13 protein-coding genes are annotated in these 18,651 nt (G+C 46.9%); 2 read left to right on the top strand and 11 right to left on the bottom strand.

What is annotated here, in order from left to right:
* Positions 1 to 177: 177 nt before the first annotated feature.
* Positions 178 to 1,719, top strand: a complete 1,542-nt coding sequence (locus tag I2F54_RS07410; RefSeq protein WP_009121793.1) for a glycine--tRNA ligase — start codon at positions 178 to 180, stop codon at positions 1,717 to 1,719.
* Positions 1,720 to 1,856: 137 nt separating this feature from the next.
* Positions 1,857 to 2,504: an FKBP-type peptidyl-prolyl cis-trans isomerase gene (locus tag I2F54_RS07405; protein ID WP_009121794.1), complete on the top strand. Its 648-nt coding sequence runs from the start codon at positions 1,857 to 1,859 to the stop codon at positions 2,502 to 2,504.
* A gap of 89 nt (positions 2,505 to 2,593) precedes the next feature.
* Here I2F54_RS07405 and I2F54_RS07400 read toward each other — a convergent pair whose 3' ends face one another.
* From I2F54_RS07400 to I2F54_RS07350, 11 genes are read right to left on the bottom strand one after another with little or no spacing between them, the layout of a single operon-like run.
* Positions 2,594 to 4,450, bottom strand: coding sequence for a serine hydrolase (locus I2F54_RS07400; RefSeq protein WP_118046364.1), 1,857 nt, complete (start codon positions 4,448 to 4,450; stop codon positions 2,594 to 2,596).
* Between the two features lie 48 nt (positions 4,451 to 4,498).
* On the bottom strand, positions 4,499 to 5,314 hold the full coding sequence (gene murQ / locus I2F54_RS07395; protein WP_009121796.1) for an N-acetylmuramic acid 6-phosphate etherase: 816 nt from the start codon (positions 5,312 to 5,314) through the stop codon (positions 4,499 to 4,501).
* A gap of 52 nt (positions 5,315 to 5,366) precedes the next feature.
* A complete protein-coding gene (locus I2F54_RS07390; RefSeq protein WP_022218255.1) occupies positions 5,367 to 6,206 on the bottom strand; it encodes a BadF/BadG/BcrA/BcrD ATPase family protein in 840 nt (279 codons plus the stop codon).
* 25 nt (positions 6,207 to 6,231) lie between these two features.
* The gene (locus tag I2F54_RS07385) at positions 6,232 to 7,422 is read right to left on the bottom strand and encodes an acyltransferase family protein (RefSeq protein ID WP_009121798.1); all 1,191 of its coding nucleotides are present in this window, start codon (positions 7,420 to 7,422) and stop codon (positions 6,232 to 6,234) included.
* Between the two features lie 13 nt (positions 7,423 to 7,435).
* Positions 7,436 to 10,357 (bottom strand): FAD-binding and (Fe-S)-binding domain-containing protein, encoded by a 2,922-nt coding sequence (locus I2F54_RS07380; protein ID WP_195500882.1) that lies wholly within the window; start codon positions 10,355 to 10,357, stop codon positions 7,436 to 7,438.
* 1 nt (position 10,358) lies between these two features.
* Positions 10,359 to 11,600 carry an exo-beta-N-acetylmuramidase NamZ family protein gene (locus tag I2F54_RS07375; RefSeq protein ID WP_039950713.1) on the bottom strand — a complete coding sequence of 414 codons (1,242 nt, stop codon included), beginning with the start codon at positions 11,598 to 11,600 and terminating at the stop codon, positions 10,359 to 10,361.
* Positions 11,601 to 11,627: 27 nt separating this feature from the next.
* Positions 11,628 to 12,950, bottom strand: a complete 1,323-nt coding sequence (locus I2F54_RS07370; RefSeq protein ID WP_087413098.1) for an MFS transporter — start codon at positions 12,948 to 12,950, stop codon at positions 11,628 to 11,630.
* A 27-nt stretch (positions 12,951 to 12,977) separates the two neighbouring features.
* Positions 12,978 to 14,300 carry a SpoIID/LytB domain-containing protein gene (locus I2F54_RS07365; protein WP_195500881.1) on the bottom strand — a complete coding sequence of 441 codons (1,323 nt, stop codon included), beginning with the start codon at positions 14,298 to 14,300 and terminating at the stop codon, positions 12,978 to 12,980.
* 27 nt (positions 14,301 to 14,327) lie between these two features.
* The gene (locus I2F54_RS07360) at positions 14,328 to 15,260 is read right to left on the bottom strand and encodes a DUF4922 domain-containing protein (protein ID WP_195500880.1); all 933 of its coding nucleotides are present in this window, start codon (positions 15,258 to 15,260) and stop codon (positions 14,328 to 14,330) included.
* Positions 15,261 to 15,263: 3 nt separating this feature from the next.
* Positions 15,264 to 16,730 carry a glycosyltransferase family 2 protein gene (locus I2F54_RS07355; RefSeq protein WP_195500879.1) on the bottom strand — a complete coding sequence of 489 codons (1,467 nt, stop codon included), beginning with the start codon at positions 16,728 to 16,730 and terminating at the stop codon, positions 15,264 to 15,266.
* A gap of 33 nt (positions 16,731 to 16,763) precedes the next feature.
* Positions 16,764 to 18,638 (bottom strand): outer membrane protein assembly factor BamB family protein, encoded by a 1,875-nt coding sequence (locus I2F54_RS07350; protein ID WP_195500878.1) that lies wholly within the window; start codon positions 18,636 to 18,638, stop codon positions 16,764 to 16,766.
* Between the last annotated feature and the right edge of the window lie 13 nt (positions 18,639 to 18,651).

Below are 18,651 nucleotides of genomic sequence, written 5' to 3'. Positions count from 1 at the left end.
GTCTGTTATTCTTTCAGTTCATACGGCCCTTGCGATGCAACGGGCAAACGAGAACCGAAAGACAGAGGAAGAATAAGATAAATTAATACCCCCGTTGCCCTACATATAAGATAAATCCCTATCTTTGTGGCGTTTTTAGTTAAATAAAGATTTCAAATTAATTAAGATACAACAAAAATGGCACAAGAAGACGTTTTTAAGAAACTCGTATCACACTGTAAGGAATACGGATTCGTGTTCCCTTCAAGCGACATCTACGACGGTTTGGGAGCCGTATACGATTACGGTCAGATGGGTGTGGAACTGAAAAACAACATCAAACAATACTGGTGGCAGAGCATGGTGCTGCTGCATGAAAACATAGTAGGCATTGACTCGGCTATCTTTATGCACCCCACAATCTGGAAGGCAAGCGGACACGTGGATGCGTTCAACGACCCTTTGATTGATAACCGTGATTCAAAAAAACGTTATCGTGCCGATGTATTGATTGAAGACCAACTCGCCAAATATGACGACAAGATAAACAAAGAAGTAGCCAAAGCTGCCAAACGTTTCGGTGAGGCTTTTGACGAAGCCCAGTTCCGTAGCACGAATACTCGTGTACTGGAGCATCAGGCTAAACGTGACGCTTTGCACGAACGTTTTGCAAAAGCATTGAACGACAATAACCTTGATGAACTTCGCCAGATTATTTTGGATGAAGAAATTGTTTGCCCTATCAGCGGTACAAAAAACTGGACGGAAGTTCGTCAGTTCAACCTGATGTTTACTACCGAAATGGGTTCGACCTCGGAAGGTGCAATGAAGATTTATCTTCGTCCGGAAACCGCCCAGGGTATCTTTGTGAACTATCTGAATGTACAGAAGACCGGCCGCATGAAGATTCCTTTCGGTATCGCACAAATCGGTAAGGCTTTCCGTAACGAGATCGTTGCGCGTCAGTTCATTTTCCGTATGCGTGAGTTCGAGCAGATGGAAATGCAGTTCTTCGTAAAACCGGGTACTGAACTCGACTGGTTCAAGACTTGGAAAGCAACCCGACTGAAATGGCATAAGGCGCTGGGATTCGGCGATGACCATTATCGTTATCACGACCATGACAAGTTGGCACACTATGCCAATGCAGCTACCGACATTGAATTCTTGATGCCTTTCGGTTTCAAAGAAGTGGAAGGTATCCACAGCCGTACGAATTTCGACTTGTCTCAGCATGAGAAATTCTCCGGCAAGAACATCAAGTATTTTGATCCGGAAACCAATGAAAGCTACACTCCGTACGTTATCGAAACCTCTATCGGCGTAGACCGTATGTTCCTTAGCATCATGTCGGCTTCTTATTGTGAGGAGCAGTTGGAGAACGGTGAAACCCGAGTTGTCTTGAAACTGCCTGCAGCATTGGCTCCGGTGAAACTGGCCGTTATGCCGCTGGTAAAGAAAGACGGACTGCCTGAAAAGGCTCGTGAGATTATCGATAACTTAAAATTCCACTTCCACTGCCAGTATGATGAGAAAGACAGTATCGGCAAGCGTTATCGCCGTCAGGACGCTATCGGTACTCCGTACTGTGTGACCGTAGACCATCAGACGCTGGAAGACAACTGTGTGACGCTGCGTAATCGTGATACAATGCAGCAGGAACGTGTGGCTATCTCCGAACTGAACAATATCATTGCAGATCGCGTAAGCATTACATCTTTGTTGAAAACGTTGCAATAAGAAATATTTTGTTTATCTGCCATTCAGAGCGTAGCGAATATACTCTCTTTATTATGAAGCGCAAAGGAGATTTTTCGCTACGTCCTGAGTGACAGGTGGCAAATGTAAATAATAGTAATTCCGTAATTTATAATTAGATGAAGAGACTGTTTCTTTTGTTTTTACCTTTTTTGCTTTTCGTGGCAGGTACGTTTGTAGCTTGCGAAGAAGTGGAAGAAGCTGGAAAATATGATAATTGGCGACCGCGTAACGAAGCTTTTGTTGACTCAATCAAGGGGAAAGCCGGTGATAGACTTGTACTTACCGCAAAGGATGCTGATGAAATGGAAGAGGGTGAATTATTTGCAATACAGGTGCCGACAACCAGTACCAATATGATACCTCAGTACGCATATTGCAAGAAACTTGTGAAGAAAGAAACGGGAGAGCGTCCTAATTTTGACGGGTATAACTCTACTGTTAAGGCTTTCTATTACGGAACTCTTATTACAGGTGATGAGTTTGACGGAAACTTTGATGGTTACGGGGCTACTGACCGTGACATACCATTACCTTTATCGAGTGACTCCAAATGGCCTACCGAGTTTAATTCTTCTTCTGAGTTCACTGTATCGGAAGTAATTCCGGGATGGACATGGGCTTTGCAGTATATGCGGGTCGGTGAACGTTGGATGTTGTATATTCCTTGGCAAAGTGCATATGGTTCAAGCGGTAATTCATCCGGTACTATTCCGGGTTATACATCATTGACATTTGATGTGTATTTGGAAGGATTTGTAGAATAACTAAAATTGATATAAAAGGAAAAAGGTGGTAAAGAGCAGACTTTATCACCTTTTCCTTTTTTATAAAGATTGTTTTATAAACTCTCTTGCTAAATCTTTTTTCTAATAGCTTTGACCCAGATTTTATAACCCTCTTCTTTGAGGTGTAATCCGTCTGTCGTCAGCTCCGCACGTAATACATTGCTTCCTTTTTCAGTGAATAGGGGAAAGAGGTTTATGTATGTCAGACCCTTTTCTTTGGCGAGCTCTTCTAACTGTTTGTTGATTTCCGGTATCATGTTCGTCTTGCCTGCCAGCCTTTTATAGCGACCGAAACTTTCGTTAATGGGAAGCAGGCTTTGCAGGTAGAGCTTGGTATCGGGAGATTCTTTTTGGATACGCTCTACTGTTACACGAATCATACCGACGATGGTGTCGGTCGTTAGGTCGTGCGAAACATCGTTCACGCCGATAAGAAGGAATAATTTGGCAGGATGTCCCGGCAATATTTGATGGAGACGGTCGTATACACCCATTACTTCATCACCGATAATGCCGCGATTACGTACGTTTTTATTGCCAAGACGGGCAGCCCAGTCGCCACCATTCTCCGTCAGACTGTTACCCAGCATTACAATGTCCTTGTTACCGATGGCGGGTTCATCCATGAACTGAAGGAAACGTTTGTAGTAATGGTCTGTATAAATACGCGGGGAGGAGTACAGAGAAGATGCTACGACATTGGCTACCAATGAACGTAAGCGTACTACACTGTGTCCGTCTTCGGGATGTACGGCATTAATCAGCAGGATTACGGAAGTGTCATTGTCGGGGTCAATCACTATAGATGTACCGGTATAACCCGTATGTCCGTAAGTATTCGGACTGAAAAAGTCTCCGGAATTGGATGCATAGGCAGTGAAGACATCCCAGCCTAAAGAACGCCCCAAAGCAGCTGTTGAACGAGGAACTGTACGCATAGCTTTCACTCCTTGCGGACTGAGGATACGCCGCCCGTTCCATTCACCGCCATTTTGTAAAGCAGCGCACAGTATGGCAATATCTTCGGCACAGGAGAATACACCTGCATTACCGCTGATGCCGCCATTGAGAATACGTGCGAGGGGGTCGTGTACCTGACCGCAAAGCACCTGGCCGTTGGGCTGTTTTTCCGTAGGGGCCACCCGGGTTAGTTGAAAGTCGAGGGTTGAAAGTCGGGAGTTGGCGGTGTTGACCCATTGACCGTTCTTATCACGTTGGCAAGGGAGATAATCGGTATGGTTCATACCCAATACATTGAAGATGTTTTCACGGGCAAAGTCACGCAAGGATTGGCCGCTGACGGCTTCGATAATGTGTTGCAGGGTGATGAAATTAAGACAACTGTATTGGAAGTCCGTTTGGGGTTTAAAGTCGCGTTTACAGCCGGCGATGTATTCCATTAGTCCCGTAGGGTTGGGAGAGCCGTATTTCTTTTCCAGTTCGGCTGCCGGAGCGTAAGGTGGCAGACCGGAGCTATGTGTCAGCAGGTCGGTTATACGAATGACTTTTTTGTCTTTTCCGTCCTCACTTTCCCAGTCTTTGAAGCCGGGTATATATCGGCTGACGGGATCAAGAAGGCGTATCTTTCCGCGTTCTGCTAAAATCATGGTACATATGGCAGTAGACATGGATTTGCTGCAAGACGCCATGTCGAAGATGGTATTTGCAGTCATCGGTTCCGTATTCGGATAGATCCGTTTGTTGCCATAGGCCTTCAGATAGGCCATCTTACCGTTACGCACTACCGCAAGTACGGCACCGGGAATTTCTTTATTGGCAATGGCTTCTTCGATAGCTTCGTCGGCATACATCAGTTTACGGGAATCCATTCCTACTTGTTCGGGAGCCACACGCTGTAAAGACTGTGCCATAGTAATGGCCTGCAGGCTGAACAGAAATAAAATGATACTGGTAAGTGTCTTCATATGGAGGAATTGAAAGTTAATTTGGAAAATAGAAATTTCGTTTCGTGATTATTCTTTATTCCGATACGCATCCGCTGCTTTCTTTACAGAGCCGTGCATTAGCAGGAGGGCTTTAGCCTTTCCATAGTCAAGCCCTAATTCTTCGACGAGCATACGTGTTCCGCGGTCTACCAGCTTCTTGTTGCTGAGCTGCATATTTACCATTTTGTTACCTTTTACACGGCCTAATTGTATCATTACGGAAGTGGTAATCATATTCAGAACCATTTTTTGCCCTGTACCCGATTTCATCCGGGAACTTCCCGTAACATATTCCGGACCTACAATCATCTCGATAGGCACATCGGACTCTGCTGCCATGGGAGAGTCGGGGTTGCTGGTGATACAAGCTGTCAGAATACCATGTTCGCGTGCTTCATGCAACGCGCCGATTACATAGGGAGTCGTACCGGATGCCGCTATACCGATAACAGTGTCTTTATCCGTAATGTTTCGTTCTACCAATTCTTCCCAGCCACGTTGTGCATCGTCCTCAGCATTTTCTACCGGATTGCGCAGAGCGGTATCACCACCGGCTATCAAACCGATAACCAATGTTGGAGGCATGCCGAATGTCGGCGGTATTTCAGAAGCGTCAAGTACGCCAAGACGTCCGCTTGTGCCGGCACCCATATAGAAGATACGTCCTCCCTGTTTCATGCGGGGAACAATCTGTGTCACCAGTTTTTCTATTTGAGGTATTGCCTTTTGTATGGCAAGAGCCACTTTCTGGTCTTCTCTGTTGATGTCTTCCAGTATTTCACGGACAGACTTCTTCTCCAAGTCGTTATAGAGCGAGGGTTGCTCTGAGATTTTTACAAACATAAAGCTATTTATTATTTTGTGATTTACAATTTACTATTCTCACCATACCACTTTATTTATGATATTCTATCAGTCCTTCCATCGGACTTTTGATGATAGTACCCAGTTGGATACCCATTTCTTGGGCGGCTTCTGCCAATATTGTTTTATAGTAGAAAGCTACGGAACCGATAAAATGTACTTTGCTTTTGTGGTAATTTTCATATTGCATGACATTACGTTTGAGAAATGCCTTGAAGCTTCCTAACACCAATGCGCGTATGCAAGGCTCATCCAAATTCTGTGCAAGGAACGGGGAAAGGCTCGCCAAAAAACGATTAGGGAATGGCTTGCGGTAAACGCGGTCGATGATGTCGGCAGGAGTCAGGTTGAACTGTGCAAGGAACTTCTCCTTTAATTCGGGAGTCATCTGATTTTTCAGAATATCGCCCACCAATAACTTTCCCAATACGGCGCCGCTACCTTCGTCTCCGAGAATGAAACCTAACGGGGATACATTGGTTACAATCTGCTTTCCGTCATAATAGCACGAATTGGAACCTGTACCCATGATGCAGGCGATACCTGCTTGATGTTGGCAAAGTCCGCGGGCTGCAGCAAGCATATCTGTATTTACTTCTACTTCTCCTTTTACTTGGAGATGCTTGGTAATGGCACGGTGAACCATGGCTATTTTGTCGGGAAATCCGCATCCCGCACCGTAGAAATATACAGCATCCAATGCATTCGTTTTTAACTGGGGCAACAGTGCCGTTGCAATCTCATTACTGATTTCCTCTTCCGACTGAAAGAAAGGGTTGGTCCCTTTCGTAAATATCTGCTGGATGAGCTGTCCATCCTCTACAACGCACCAATCGGTCTTTGTAGAGCCACTGTCTGCTATTAGAATCATATTGTTAGTTTTTAGGGTTTTTCGATTATAGCTTGATATAAATCTTTCGTTTGTAAAGTTGGTAGCCGATGCACCAGTTGATACCGACGAATAACAGCGCATAGGCTAATGAGCCGCCGGTTTCACCGAACACCGGCATCAATAGTATCTTATATAAGAATCCGTGTATGCTTATACTGCTTGCACCCCACGGAAAGCTGATGCTGCCGAAGAGGATACTAAGTACACCGCCCAATACATACATGAATAAGGGGTTGACACCGAATGACTCAAAGAACAGGCTCCATTTTTTATATCCTTTCACATCGATAATCCAAATGAGGAGTGCCAGGAAACTGGAAGCCAGTCCGCAGGTGGTGAGTACAAAGGTGGGTGACCATATTTTTTTGTTGATAGGACATCCGTAGCTTAGCAGGAAACCTGAGAAGGTAAGGATGGTTCCTGCTAAAAACAGTTTGATGAGATGCGAGTTGAGCATACTTTCACGGTCTTCATTTGCTTTACCGTTTTCGAGCATCATACGGCCTACACAGAAGCCCAACAGTACGTGAGCTATGGAAGGGATAGTGCTCAGTAAACCTTCCGGGTCGATGCCGTTATCCTTGTACATATGCGCGGGGGTAAGGATGGTACGGTCTATAACGGAAAGGATATTTGTATCGTTATAGGCAAATCCGTTGCCGCAAACCAACAGGATGAAATAGCCTGTCAGGAGGGTAGCGATGAGATAGGGGATGTTGCGGTGTTTCACGGTCAGCGCAATGATAGCAGTGGCGCCATAACAGAGCGCCAGACGTTGCATGACACCCAAAATACGGATGCGGTCGAATGTCCATACGGATTCCCATAGTTGCGCGCCGAAGCTGATGCCCTCGGTGGGAGAAGTCCAGTAATAACAGAATTTCGAGAACCAGCCGATGGCCATACCTATGAGGAAGATGAGTATGGTACGCTTTAGAATCTTCATGCCGACGGCACGGCTGAACTCGAAATTATACTTTTTCAAAGATATGTACGTGGAAATTCCCATTATGAACATGAAAAACGGAAATACAAGGTCGGTGGGGGTAAGACCGTTCCATTCCGCATGACGTAAGGGAGCATAGATGTGTGCCCATGTACCGGGATTGTTGACCATAATCATTCCTGCAATCGTGACGCCGCGAAGGATGTCAAGGGCAAGAATGCGTTTGTTTGTTTTTACTGGATTACTCATGATTGTATGTGTGTTAAGTTAGTTCCGGGTTAACGGTTACAGGTTCGGTACATTGGTCTACAAGGTAGGCGATGGACACATATGGAATGCCGGAGTTGGTTGTCAGTCCGATTTCGCAAGTACGGCTGTTTGAATAGCCGATACTGACACCGGCAGCTTCTATTTGGGGGCGAAGCTTGCGCAGGGCGTATGCATTCAGTTCGGGATAGGTAAAACCCCGGTCGCCGGCAAAACCGCAACAACCGACTTCCTCCGGTACAATGACCTTTGTGGAACAGAGGCGCGCCAGTGCTATAATCGTATCCGCCAGTCCCATTTTGCGCATGGAGCAGGTGATGTGAACTGCTACGGGGCGGTCAATGGGAGTGAATACCAGCTTGTCACGCAAGAAAGTATAGATAAACTCAGCCGGTTCATAAAGTTTCATTCTACGAATGGTTTCACGCATGCGGTGCAGGCATGGGCTTTGATCGCATAGAACAGGGTATCTGCCTTGCTCGCTGGCTTCCCAAAGCGCTGCTTCCAACTCGGCTGTTTTGCGGTCGGCAATGTCGAGCATGCCTTTGCTTTCCCATATTGTACCGCAACAAAGTTTTTCCATGTTTTTAGGAAAAATGACTTCGTAACCGCCTTTTTGCAGCAAAGCAATCATTTTACTTACCAATGCCTGCTCTACGGGAGATTTTTTGGGTAACCCCATAGTTTGGTTGATGCAACTCGGAAAGTAAACAACCTTGTTTTGCCGGGGGGCGGGAGTTGAGAGTTGAGAGTTGGTTTTAAAAGCTTTGGGCATTGCCGGAGTCCATAAGGGGATACCGAAAGCGTTGTGCATACCTTTGGTGATACTGCTCATGGCTTTGGTGCCTAATACGGAGTGACCGAAATCAGCCAAGCCCAATACAGGGCGCAGGGTACTCTTGATACCGGCAAAATGATTGGCGGCGAAATTACCGATTTTATATCCAAAGCTGCCTTGCGGTATTTCCTCTTGGCGAATAACATGTGTCAGGTCGCCTGTATTGATTCCCATAGGGCAGGACATGGAGCACAGCCCGTCACCGGCACAGGTTTGGTTGCCGGGGTAACGGTATTGCTTTTCCAGCAGGGAGAGACGTTCGGGGTCTTCACCATTCTGCCGAAGGCGGGCGATTTCTCTTTGCAGTACAATGCGTTGGCGTGAGGAAAGGGTGAAACCGCAGGAAAGGCAGTTTACTTCGCAGAATCCGCATTCAATGCAACGGTTTACTTTGGCAGCCGGGCTTTCCGTATCCAAAGGTATCAGTGGCAGCGGTTTGAAGTTTTTGATGTGGCATTTCGGATCGTCATTGAAGATAACGCCGGGATTTAATAGACCTTTCGGATCGAACAGCTTTTTAACGGCTTTCATTACCTCGTAAGCAGCGTCTCCCCATTCATAACGGACAAAAGGAGCCATATTACGACCTGTACCGTGCTCTGCCTTTAAAGAACCGTCATATCTGTCTACAACCAGTGTCTTGACATCATTCATCAGGTCTTCGTAACGTTTCACCTCGGTATCGCTGCTAAAAGACTGATTGAGGATGAAATGGTAGTTTCCCTCCAGTGCGTGCCCGTATATGCAGGCATCTTCGTAACCGTGGCGGGCTATGAGTTGCTGTAATTCGGCGGTTGCCTCGGGTAAATCCTCGATGTGGAAAGCCACGTCTTCGATGAGGCACGTTGTGCCCGGTTTTCGAGTTCCTCCTACGGAAGGGAAAATGCCGGAACGAATCGCCCAATATTGTGAGTATTCTTCCGGTTTGTCGGTGAAACGGACGGGTGTATAAGTTTGGAAATCAGAAAGACAACATTCTATGCCGCTGATATTCCGTTTCAGTTCTTCCGCGCTGCGGGCTTTGGTCTCGGTCAGCACGGCGGTCAGTCCGGTTTCGTCTCCCGGTTCTACACCGGGTAGGGGAGACGAACATACTTCTCCCTTATATTTCAGGAATATAGGATCGCTGACTGATGCCAAAGACTTCCAATCCAGTAGTTCCGCCCCTTTTACAATCCACTCGCCATTGCTGTCGGTGAGCTTTTTCATGGCTACTACGGCACGGCAAGCGTCTTTGATAGTCTTGAAGTAGAGCATGGCGCTTGCTTTGAAAGGATAGTCGTACTCTGTTTGCATGGTTACTTGGGAAAGGAATGCCAATGTCCCTTCCGAACCAACCATAAGGTGGGTTATAATATCGAACGGATCGTCAAAACGGACGAAGGGAAGCAAATTAAGACCTGTTACATTCTTAATGGAATATTTGTAGCGAATGCGTTCCGCCAGCTTCTCGTCGGCACGTACTTCATCGCGAAGGGTGTAAATCCGGCGTATGAAATCGCGGTGTGTCACTTCGAATGCGGCACGGCTGACACTGTCTCCGGTATCGAGCAGCGTTCCGTCCGGCAGAATGATACGGGCGGAGAGAAGAACCTTGTCGCTATTGGCGTGGGTACCGCAGTTCATGCCGGAAGCATTGTTCATGACGATACCGCCTACCATGGCGCTTTTAACGGAAGCCGGGTCCGGAGCGAATTTTCGTCCGAAGGGCGCTAACAGCTCATTTACCCGTTGTCCGATAATACCGGGTTGCAGGGTAATTTCCTTGTGGTCGGGAGATATACTGTATTTTTCCCAATGCTTGCCGGCAACAATGAGTATGGAGTCACTAATGGCTTGTCCGGACAGGCTGGTTCCTGCCGCCCGGAAAGTCACGGGCAGATTGTACAAATCAGCCAGTTTCAGCAATCGGGAGATTTCCTCTTCTCCTTCCGAACGGATTACGATTTGCGGGATGAGGCGGTAAAATCCTGCGTCTGTTCCCCAGGCCAGCCGGCGGAGTTCGTCGGTATAAATTCTTTCCTGTGGAATGAATTGTCTCGCTTCCTGCAGGAAAGCCATATAGTTACTCTTTTTCATATCACTTATACAAATAATATTGTTTCGATAGTTTGCGGAAATTCTCGACATCCTTATACCAATAGTCCCGGACATCTTCCCAACGGTTCCGTTTACTGAAACGTTCACGTATCTGCTTTGAACCGCTTACTTTATCGAACATGGAGAAACGACCTTTGTCTGCATGGTCGAATACGGCGCGGTCGGGATAGAGTGCGGCTACTTCCTGCATAACGAGAAACTGTATTTCACTGAGCGGAGCTTTGCCGAAATCCATGATATGTACTTGCACGCCTTGCAGTAATTCTCCTTTGCCTACGGAGTAGAAGGGTTTCAGGTACATCGGTCGGAAAATAACACCCGGTACGTTCAGATTATTCAGGTTCCCGGCGAGTTTTTCAGCCTCTACCCATGGAGCGGCAAACATTTGGAACGGAATCGTGTAACCTACTCCGATGGACATGTAGCCCAGTTCGCCTAGAATACCGCTGACGGGATAGAAAAACGCGGAATGCGGATGCGGAATGTGCGGGGAAGAAGGCACCCATTGCAATCCGGTCTGTGTATAGTCCATTTTGCGCTTCCAGCCTTTCATCTTTACAACCTGCAGTTTACATTGCTTACCCTCTTTCAACATCTTTTCTCCATTCAACATTAAAGCCAGCTCACCGCAAGTGAGACCGTAAAGATACGGAATTTTAAATTGGCTGACAAAAGAAACACAGTCATCTTCCGTCAGATTACCTTCAATCTTCAGTCCGCCTACGGGATTGGGACGGTCCAATACGATAAGTTCTTTCCCATTCTCGGCTGCGGCTTCCATGGCCAGTCCCATGGTACTGATATATGTGAACGAGCGGCAACCGATGTCCTGGATGTCGTATACCAGTACATCGATGTCTTTCAGCATTTCCGGTGTTGCTTTGCGTGTACTTCCGTACAGGGAATAAACGGGCAGTCCGGTAGAAGCGTCTTTCATGTCCGTTACATGGTCGCCGGCATGCACGTCGCCGCGTACGCCATGCTCCGGGCCATAGAGAGCCACAAGATTTACGTTCGGTGCCTCGTGCAGAATATCAATCGTGGATTTCATATGGTTGTCTACTCCGGTGGGATTGGTGATTAATCCTACACGCTTACCTTCCAGGCATTTGAAGTTTTGTTCTTTCAATACTTCAATGCCGGTTTTTATTCTGATTTTCTGTGCCTGTACCATGCTTCCGCAGAGGATACAAATCAGGCAGATTGTCATTATCTTCTTCATAATCATTTACTAATCATTAATCACTACTTACTTTTTTCCATATTCCGGGTCTATTCTTCTGTCGGCGAAAACGGTAACTATCACAGTGGCGATACAACAAATGATTACCATCCAGAAGAAGTTGGTATAGCCGATAGCTTCTTGGATGTAGCCCGCAAACATACCCGGAATCATCATACTCAATGCCATGAATGCGGTACAGATGGCATAGTGGGATGTTTTGAACTCTCCTTCGGAAAAGTACATCATATAGAGCATATAGGCTGTGAAACCGAATCCGTAACCGAATTGTTCGATGGCAATGGCCGTGGATATGGCAAACAGGTTTTCGGGTTGGCAGATAGCCAGATAAACGAAGGTCAGACAAGGCAGCGTCATACAAGCCGCCATCCACCAAATGGATTTCTTTAATCCTATACGTGATGCGAATAGTCCGCCGAGAATACCCCCCAACGTGAGGAATATCACTCCGATAGTACCATATACGATACCTACTTCTGCTGTGGATAGCTCTAAGCCGCCCGCTTCTTTGCCGGCAACGAGGAACGGCATGCACATTTTGATGAGGAATGCCTCGGGCAGACGGTAGAGGAGCATGAATATAATGGCAAGCAATACGCCGGGTTTAGTGAAATAGGTAGCGAATGTACGCCCGAACTCCTTGAAAATGGCTTTTGCACCGGCTGTTCCCGGTGCCAGGACAGACTTGTCGGAAGCGGGTTTGGGTATCGCAAAGAGATGGTAGAGGCTTACCGCACTGAACATGACGGCTGTAACCAGCATCGTGATCGTCCATGATAACGGAATGTTGTCGTATTTCAGTTCGATGGCTCCGGCGATAGCTACGAGTACTCCTTGTCCGAAAATGGATGCAAGGCGGTAGAAAGTGCTTCGGATGCCGACAAACTCTGCCTGTTCGCCCGATTTTAGCGCCAGCATATAGAAACCGTCCGCCGCAATGTCGTGTGTAGCGGAGGCAAATGCCGTGATGATAAATAATATCAGCGTGAGGGTAAACATACTGATAGGAGTGGTTCCGGCCGCCATGGTCGCTTCATCCGGTCGCGGTATGGTCAACGTCAGCAAGATAAAAGCTATCGACATCAGAATCTGCATGGAGACAACCCACCATCTTTTGGTTTTGATGATATCGACAAACGGGCTCCAGAAAGGTTTGATGGTCCAAGGTAAATACAGCAGACTGGTAAATAACGCCATATCTCCATTGGGAACGCCCATTTTGGCAAACATCAGTACGGAGATGTTGTTCACGATAAAGTAGGGAATACCTTGTGCGAAATACAAAGTAGGAACCCATGCCCAAGGTGATATTTTCTTGATATTGTTCATTCTATTAATTGTTTTTCTGTTATTAGATTAGTCATATAGTTTGTCGATGTTCGCGTCGATATAGTAGTGCAACAGTATAGCGTCATATCCATATCCTTGTTCGCCCATTACGGCAGCGCCTATCTGGCAGAGTCCTACGCCGTGTCCCCAGCCTGCTCCGGTGAGGATAAAGCGTCCGGGTATACCTGCTTCCGACAACTCTGTGCGGTCTACGACAAATGCGGAACTGTAAAGGTGCGAAGGAGAGAGCGTCCGGCGGATTTCCAATTCTTTTCCGATGGTCAGTGTTTTCTTTGTACCGACAATCTTCAGTTTCCACAAGCGTCCGGAAGTGCCGCGGGCAATAGGAACAAGGTCAATAATCTGCTCGTAGTCTATGCCGGAACGTTTCAGGATGAGGGCGGAGAGCTCGTCTTGGGTGTATTCTACTTTCCAACGATAGAAATCCGTAGTCTCTTGGTCGTAATTGTTGAGTACCTGCGACAGGATTTTCTTATCCGTGGTGTTGCAAAACGCTTCGGGAGAAGTACGTATCCATCGGTCGGCCTCGGTTTCCTGCGTCAAGTCGGGTAACTTTTCACTATCAACTTTATAGTCGCGTTGCTTGGCAAGATAAGGGTATTTAATATCTTCCCAGCAATATTGAAACTCTTCGAAAGCGCCGCCGCAACATTTGGAGAAACGGGCATCGCAGATTTTTCCTTCCGAGGTAAGTACCTGTCCCCGGGTGGCGGCTATCGCCTGTTTGACTATATCGGTAGAGGCGCGGGTTATTCCCTGATAGCGCTGGCAATGGTCGTCTGCGCATACGTCGAAATGAGTATGGTCTTCACGGTCGTACCAGCGGATGAGTTCTTCGTCTGTTTGGGTGAAAGCGGAATAATCGGTTTGCGCTTCTGCGATTTCTTTGTTTTTCCGTATCTGTGCCAACAGCCAGCTACGCGAAATGACTGCATGGGCTTTCAGTAGCTCCAAAGAAGCCGTTGCGCTCATTTCACTGGAAATGACACTGGTCAGATAGTCTTCGACATGGATGACATTGATACCCGTCAGTTTGCCGTTTTCCACAATAATCTTTAAGGAGCCCTGAAAGCGTTGGTCTTCTTTCCGTTCCCAATGGAAATTTATGCCGATAGTTACATCCAGCAATTCGAATGCTGCGGCAGATTCCTGCAGGGGTTCAAATAGCAACTCGTCATATTGACGGCCGTTCCAAAGGATTTTGCCTTCGTCATAGGTGACAACTTGCTTGCCGCTGACTTCCTTGCCGGATATGCGGTAAGGAGCTAACAGGACAAACTCTATCTGTGGTTCGAATAATATACCAACTTCTACTTTGGGCTCTTTCATACTCGTTTGTTTAAGGAATAACGGATATTATATTTGTTCTTTGATACGTTGACGTATTTTTTGGAAATCTGCCGGTGAAAGGCATACTTCGCTTAATATTTGCGCAATATCCTCTGCCGTTATTTTGATAAAATCTTTCTCGACAGGCGTAATGAATACACCGCCTAAGTCAACGGATGCGGGACTACTTAGCAGATTGGCATCGCCCTCGGCGGTGTAACAGGCCGGACGGTGCTTGGCGCGGGGAAAGATGAAAACAATCCATTTACAGGCTTCGTACATGGCGAGAACGTTCATCATCGGCTCATCTTCACCGGGTTGTATATCCAGAGAGTGATAGACGATATCGAACAGTTTGAGCGCTGTTTTCCGGTCGGCAGACTCAATGACAAGGGTAGTACGCGGGGAGTCGTTCAGATACCAGAGGGTGGCCTGACCGTAATCCGCGACTTTGCCCGCCACTTGTTCGCGCCAGTCTTGCTCGATAGGCATGAAGCCTTTGTTGCCGGCTTGGAAATGTGCATGGTCGGGAGCGGAAGCTCCGCATTTAGGCCCGTTATAAAAGATTGTATAATCGGTCAGTTGCTGTGCCAGGTCCAGCATATCTCCGAAACGGAGAGCTATGCGTTGGTCGACGTGGGCGGTTTCCGGTATGGTCAGGTGACGGGGAAATATAGGAAACGGATTGACCAATATATTATAATGCCCTTCAAACGGAACGCCTCTTTGTTCTGCCGGCAGGTTGGCAGGGCAGAGAAAACATTTGCGTTCCTTTATGGATTTGGCATCTACTTTGGCTCCGGAAGACACAATACGTGCCGGATTGAACTGCACCTTATAAGGAATGCCGTTTACATTCAGCTCTTTTACTTGCACTCCGGAAAGGGCGGCGTAGTTGTTACGCGCCATTTCCCAAGAAGCAAGTTGCTCGGTCAGAAGATTGTGTATTGTCTGGTTCATATATTATTTCTTGTTTTTCTTGTTCATTGCCACGCGTGCCTGCAATTCCCAAGTGCGGATCCGGTCTTTATATAAGTTGTGTCCGTTCATCTTAACGATGTCTAATGAGGCGTCTGAATTGTCGTCCCAGCGGCGGCAGTTATAGACAACATCATAAACACGGCCTATCTGGTACTGGCGTGAGAAGTTCAATCCCAGGGCATAGTCTTCACCATAGCTTGTGTTAGGTACTTTTACCTCGCGCAGTACCGGAGTATAGAATGCGCGCGGTGCGCCCAAACCATTGATGCGGAGAGCATTGTTCCGTCCGTTCTCCGGTGTCCATTCTTTATGGTCGATGATACCCGGAGCAATCATATTCATGTTGAAATCCGTCATCATGTAAGTACCCACCACCATGGCGCAATTCTGTTCATAGAAAGCGCGTACCATTGTAGTCAGCGTGTTTTCATTGGCATATACATCGTCACTGTCCAGTTGCACGGCAAATTTGCCGCATTTGGGGTGGTGTACGCCCATATTCCAACAACCGCCGATGCCAAGGTCGTTACGTTCAGGGATAATATGGATGAGACGCTCGTCGTTCTTAAATTCATCAATGGCCTCTGTCGTACCGTCTGTGGAATGATTATCGATGATGATAAGGTTGAACTTGAAATCTGTCTTTTGGCTTAAAACGGATTGGATGGCATCGCGAATGGTGCGTATACGGTTACGTACGGGGATGATAACAGATGCCTCGTATTCAAAATTACCGGCGGAAAATTCAATCTGTTTGAATTCCGGTTTCAGATAACCGCCGATTTCTTTCAGATGCTCCGTACATGCTTTTTCCATTTCAATCTGACGGTCACGGTTCTTCGGATCGACATAATCAAAAATCTTTTCACCGCTTTTACGAGTATCGTTTTCTACTTCGCTGTACAGATACTCGTTGATATGTACAAGGTCAGCTTTTTGGCTTAATTTCAAACGTAAGTCGTAGAGGCCTGCAAAGTCGTAATCGGATACGAGACGGCCGGCGGCTTCTTTCAGTTTAGAGGTGTTGAAAAGGAGCACCGAACCGAAGTTGAAATCATCTCTCAACGAACCGAATTGATAGTCTATGACGGGGGCATTCGTTTGTTTGCCGTCAGCTATCTGGTAATGGTCGGCATAGACCATTCCTGCATCCGAATCTTCTGCGATGTGCATCATGCGTTCCAATGCGAACAAGCCCAGTTCAAGAGTAGTCTCTTTGGTGTAAAGCAATGTATATTCCGCATCTGCTTTTTGGGCTATGGCTCTCATGGTAGTACTGCAGTAGGGCATATCTACAGATAAAAGTTCACAACCGGGCAGTGGCTCAAGGGTAGAGTCGGTCGTTACTAAACGGATGTTTCCAACGAGACCTGTAGCCTGCAATCCTTGTACTGTCTTTTCAGCTTGTTCTTTTCCTGCGTAGGGAATAAAGCAATCAATCTTCTTCATATCTATAAGGTGTTATTTTTTAATTTTCAATTTTTATTTTTTTAATTTCAGCAGTCCGGTTTCTCCACCGGTGGCGGTAAACAATACCCGGTTGTTACCAAGCGGAACCACGGTACTTATAAGCGAGTTACCGATTTTGTGTTTCCACAATACTTTGCCTGTTTTGGCTTCCAATGCGAAGATAAGTCCTTCTTTGGTACTTCCAAATACGATGCCTTCTTTCTCTACCTGCATGGAAGGGGCATGTTCGTAGCCGAAACCGACGTTGGATGCCCATAATTCGTGCGGTTGGTCACCTTTGGCGGAATAACAGACGATACTGTCGTTCATTGTTTTGCTGTAAATACGTTCTCCGTCTTCGGACAATCCTATCGTTTCCCGTACCATAGACTGGAAAGTGCGCCACACGGTATTACCTGTTTTCAGGTCAATGGCAGTCATGGCACGTTGCGGATCGGTAATAAACACCTTTCCGTCCGAGGCTACCGGCCATACGGCCGCCGGAGAAAAATGCATACGGGTCAGCCCGCCCGTCCATTTCCATAGTTCCTTGCCGTCTGCCTTATCCAATGCATATAGGGTGTTGTCCCATGCGCCGAAAATCACTTTATTGTCTGTTACCAGAGGTTTGGTCTCAATATAGCCTTTTACGCCTGTGAAGTTCCACTTTACGTCTCCCGTGTGGATGTTTACGGCACGGAATGTATGGTCGCTGGCGCCGATATAGGCAATGCCGTTGTCTATGGTTACCGCGCCTAATACGGGAGCGGCGGCTTTTACCGTCCATAATAAGTTTCCGTTTTGAGCGTTCAAACCATATATCTTACAATCTGCAGAGCCGAAAACGACAATCCCCTCACTTACGGCAGGTGTGCCGACTATTCTTTTTCCGGATTGGAAGCTCCATAACTTCTTACCGCTTTTAAGGGCGTAGGCTGTCAGATATCCCATGTCGTCACCAACGAATACTTTATCCTTTTCCACAGCCGGCGAACAATAAATGCCTGCTCCGGTTTGTACCAACCATTGCTCTTTCACCTGTGCATACTCCTTGTTTACGGAGAAGTCCGGATATTTATCGGCTTTCCCGTTACGGTCGTAGTATGATTCTGTCAGAGAGAAAGCAGCCCATTTCTTTTTGGGCTCTCCAATACGTTGGGTATAGACCAGAATGGAATCTTTCGTTATTTCATAAATACCATAACCGGGTTTCTCATCCTTGTCACGCAGATTGCTGCGCATCAGAATGCCCGGAATGCCGTCATAGCGTAAGTCACGGTTGCGGTGATAATGGCCGCCGATAAATAAACGTATATTATACGGGCGTACGGCATCTGTTACCTCATACCAGTTGTCCACATCTCCTTCTGTCATCGGATAGTGTGTAACAAGGATTACCGGGTTATTCTGTCGGGGATTACCGGTATTGTACCGGCTCATTCTTTCCGTCATCCAGCGTATATCCTGAGGAACGACGTGTCCGTATGCCATACGCATCAGCGGACCGGAATTAAAACCTAAAAACAGGAATCCTTTGTGTTCGAAATCAAATCGCTCGCCGCCGAATATTTCTCCGAAAGCGGTACAACCGGAATCGCTCCATTTGGTTTCGTGATTACCCAACGCTACATAGTATTTTACTTTCAGCAGGTCAAGGCATGATTTTACTTTCTCCATGGTCGCACGGTCACCTTCTTCGGTAAGGTCGCCTGTTACCAATACGAAATCAAGGCTGTCGGTTGCGTTGATTTGGGCGATAGACCGTAACAAATCCTCTGTCGGATTGGGATTGTTCGGGCTTAAGTGAATATCCGTCAACTGTGCGAAACGGAACGTTCCCTGTTGTGCCCGGACCGTAAACGACAGCAGGCAAACAAACAGGACGCTGATGAATAGTCTTCGATTCATAGATGATGATTGG

It is taken from the genome of Bacteroides clarus (assembly GCF_015555825.1).
Lineage (GTDB): Bacteria > Bacteroidota > Bacteroidia > Bacteroidales > Bacteroidaceae > Bacteroides > Bacteroides clarus.
This window is presented reverse-complemented; position numbering and strand designations above follow the sequence as displayed.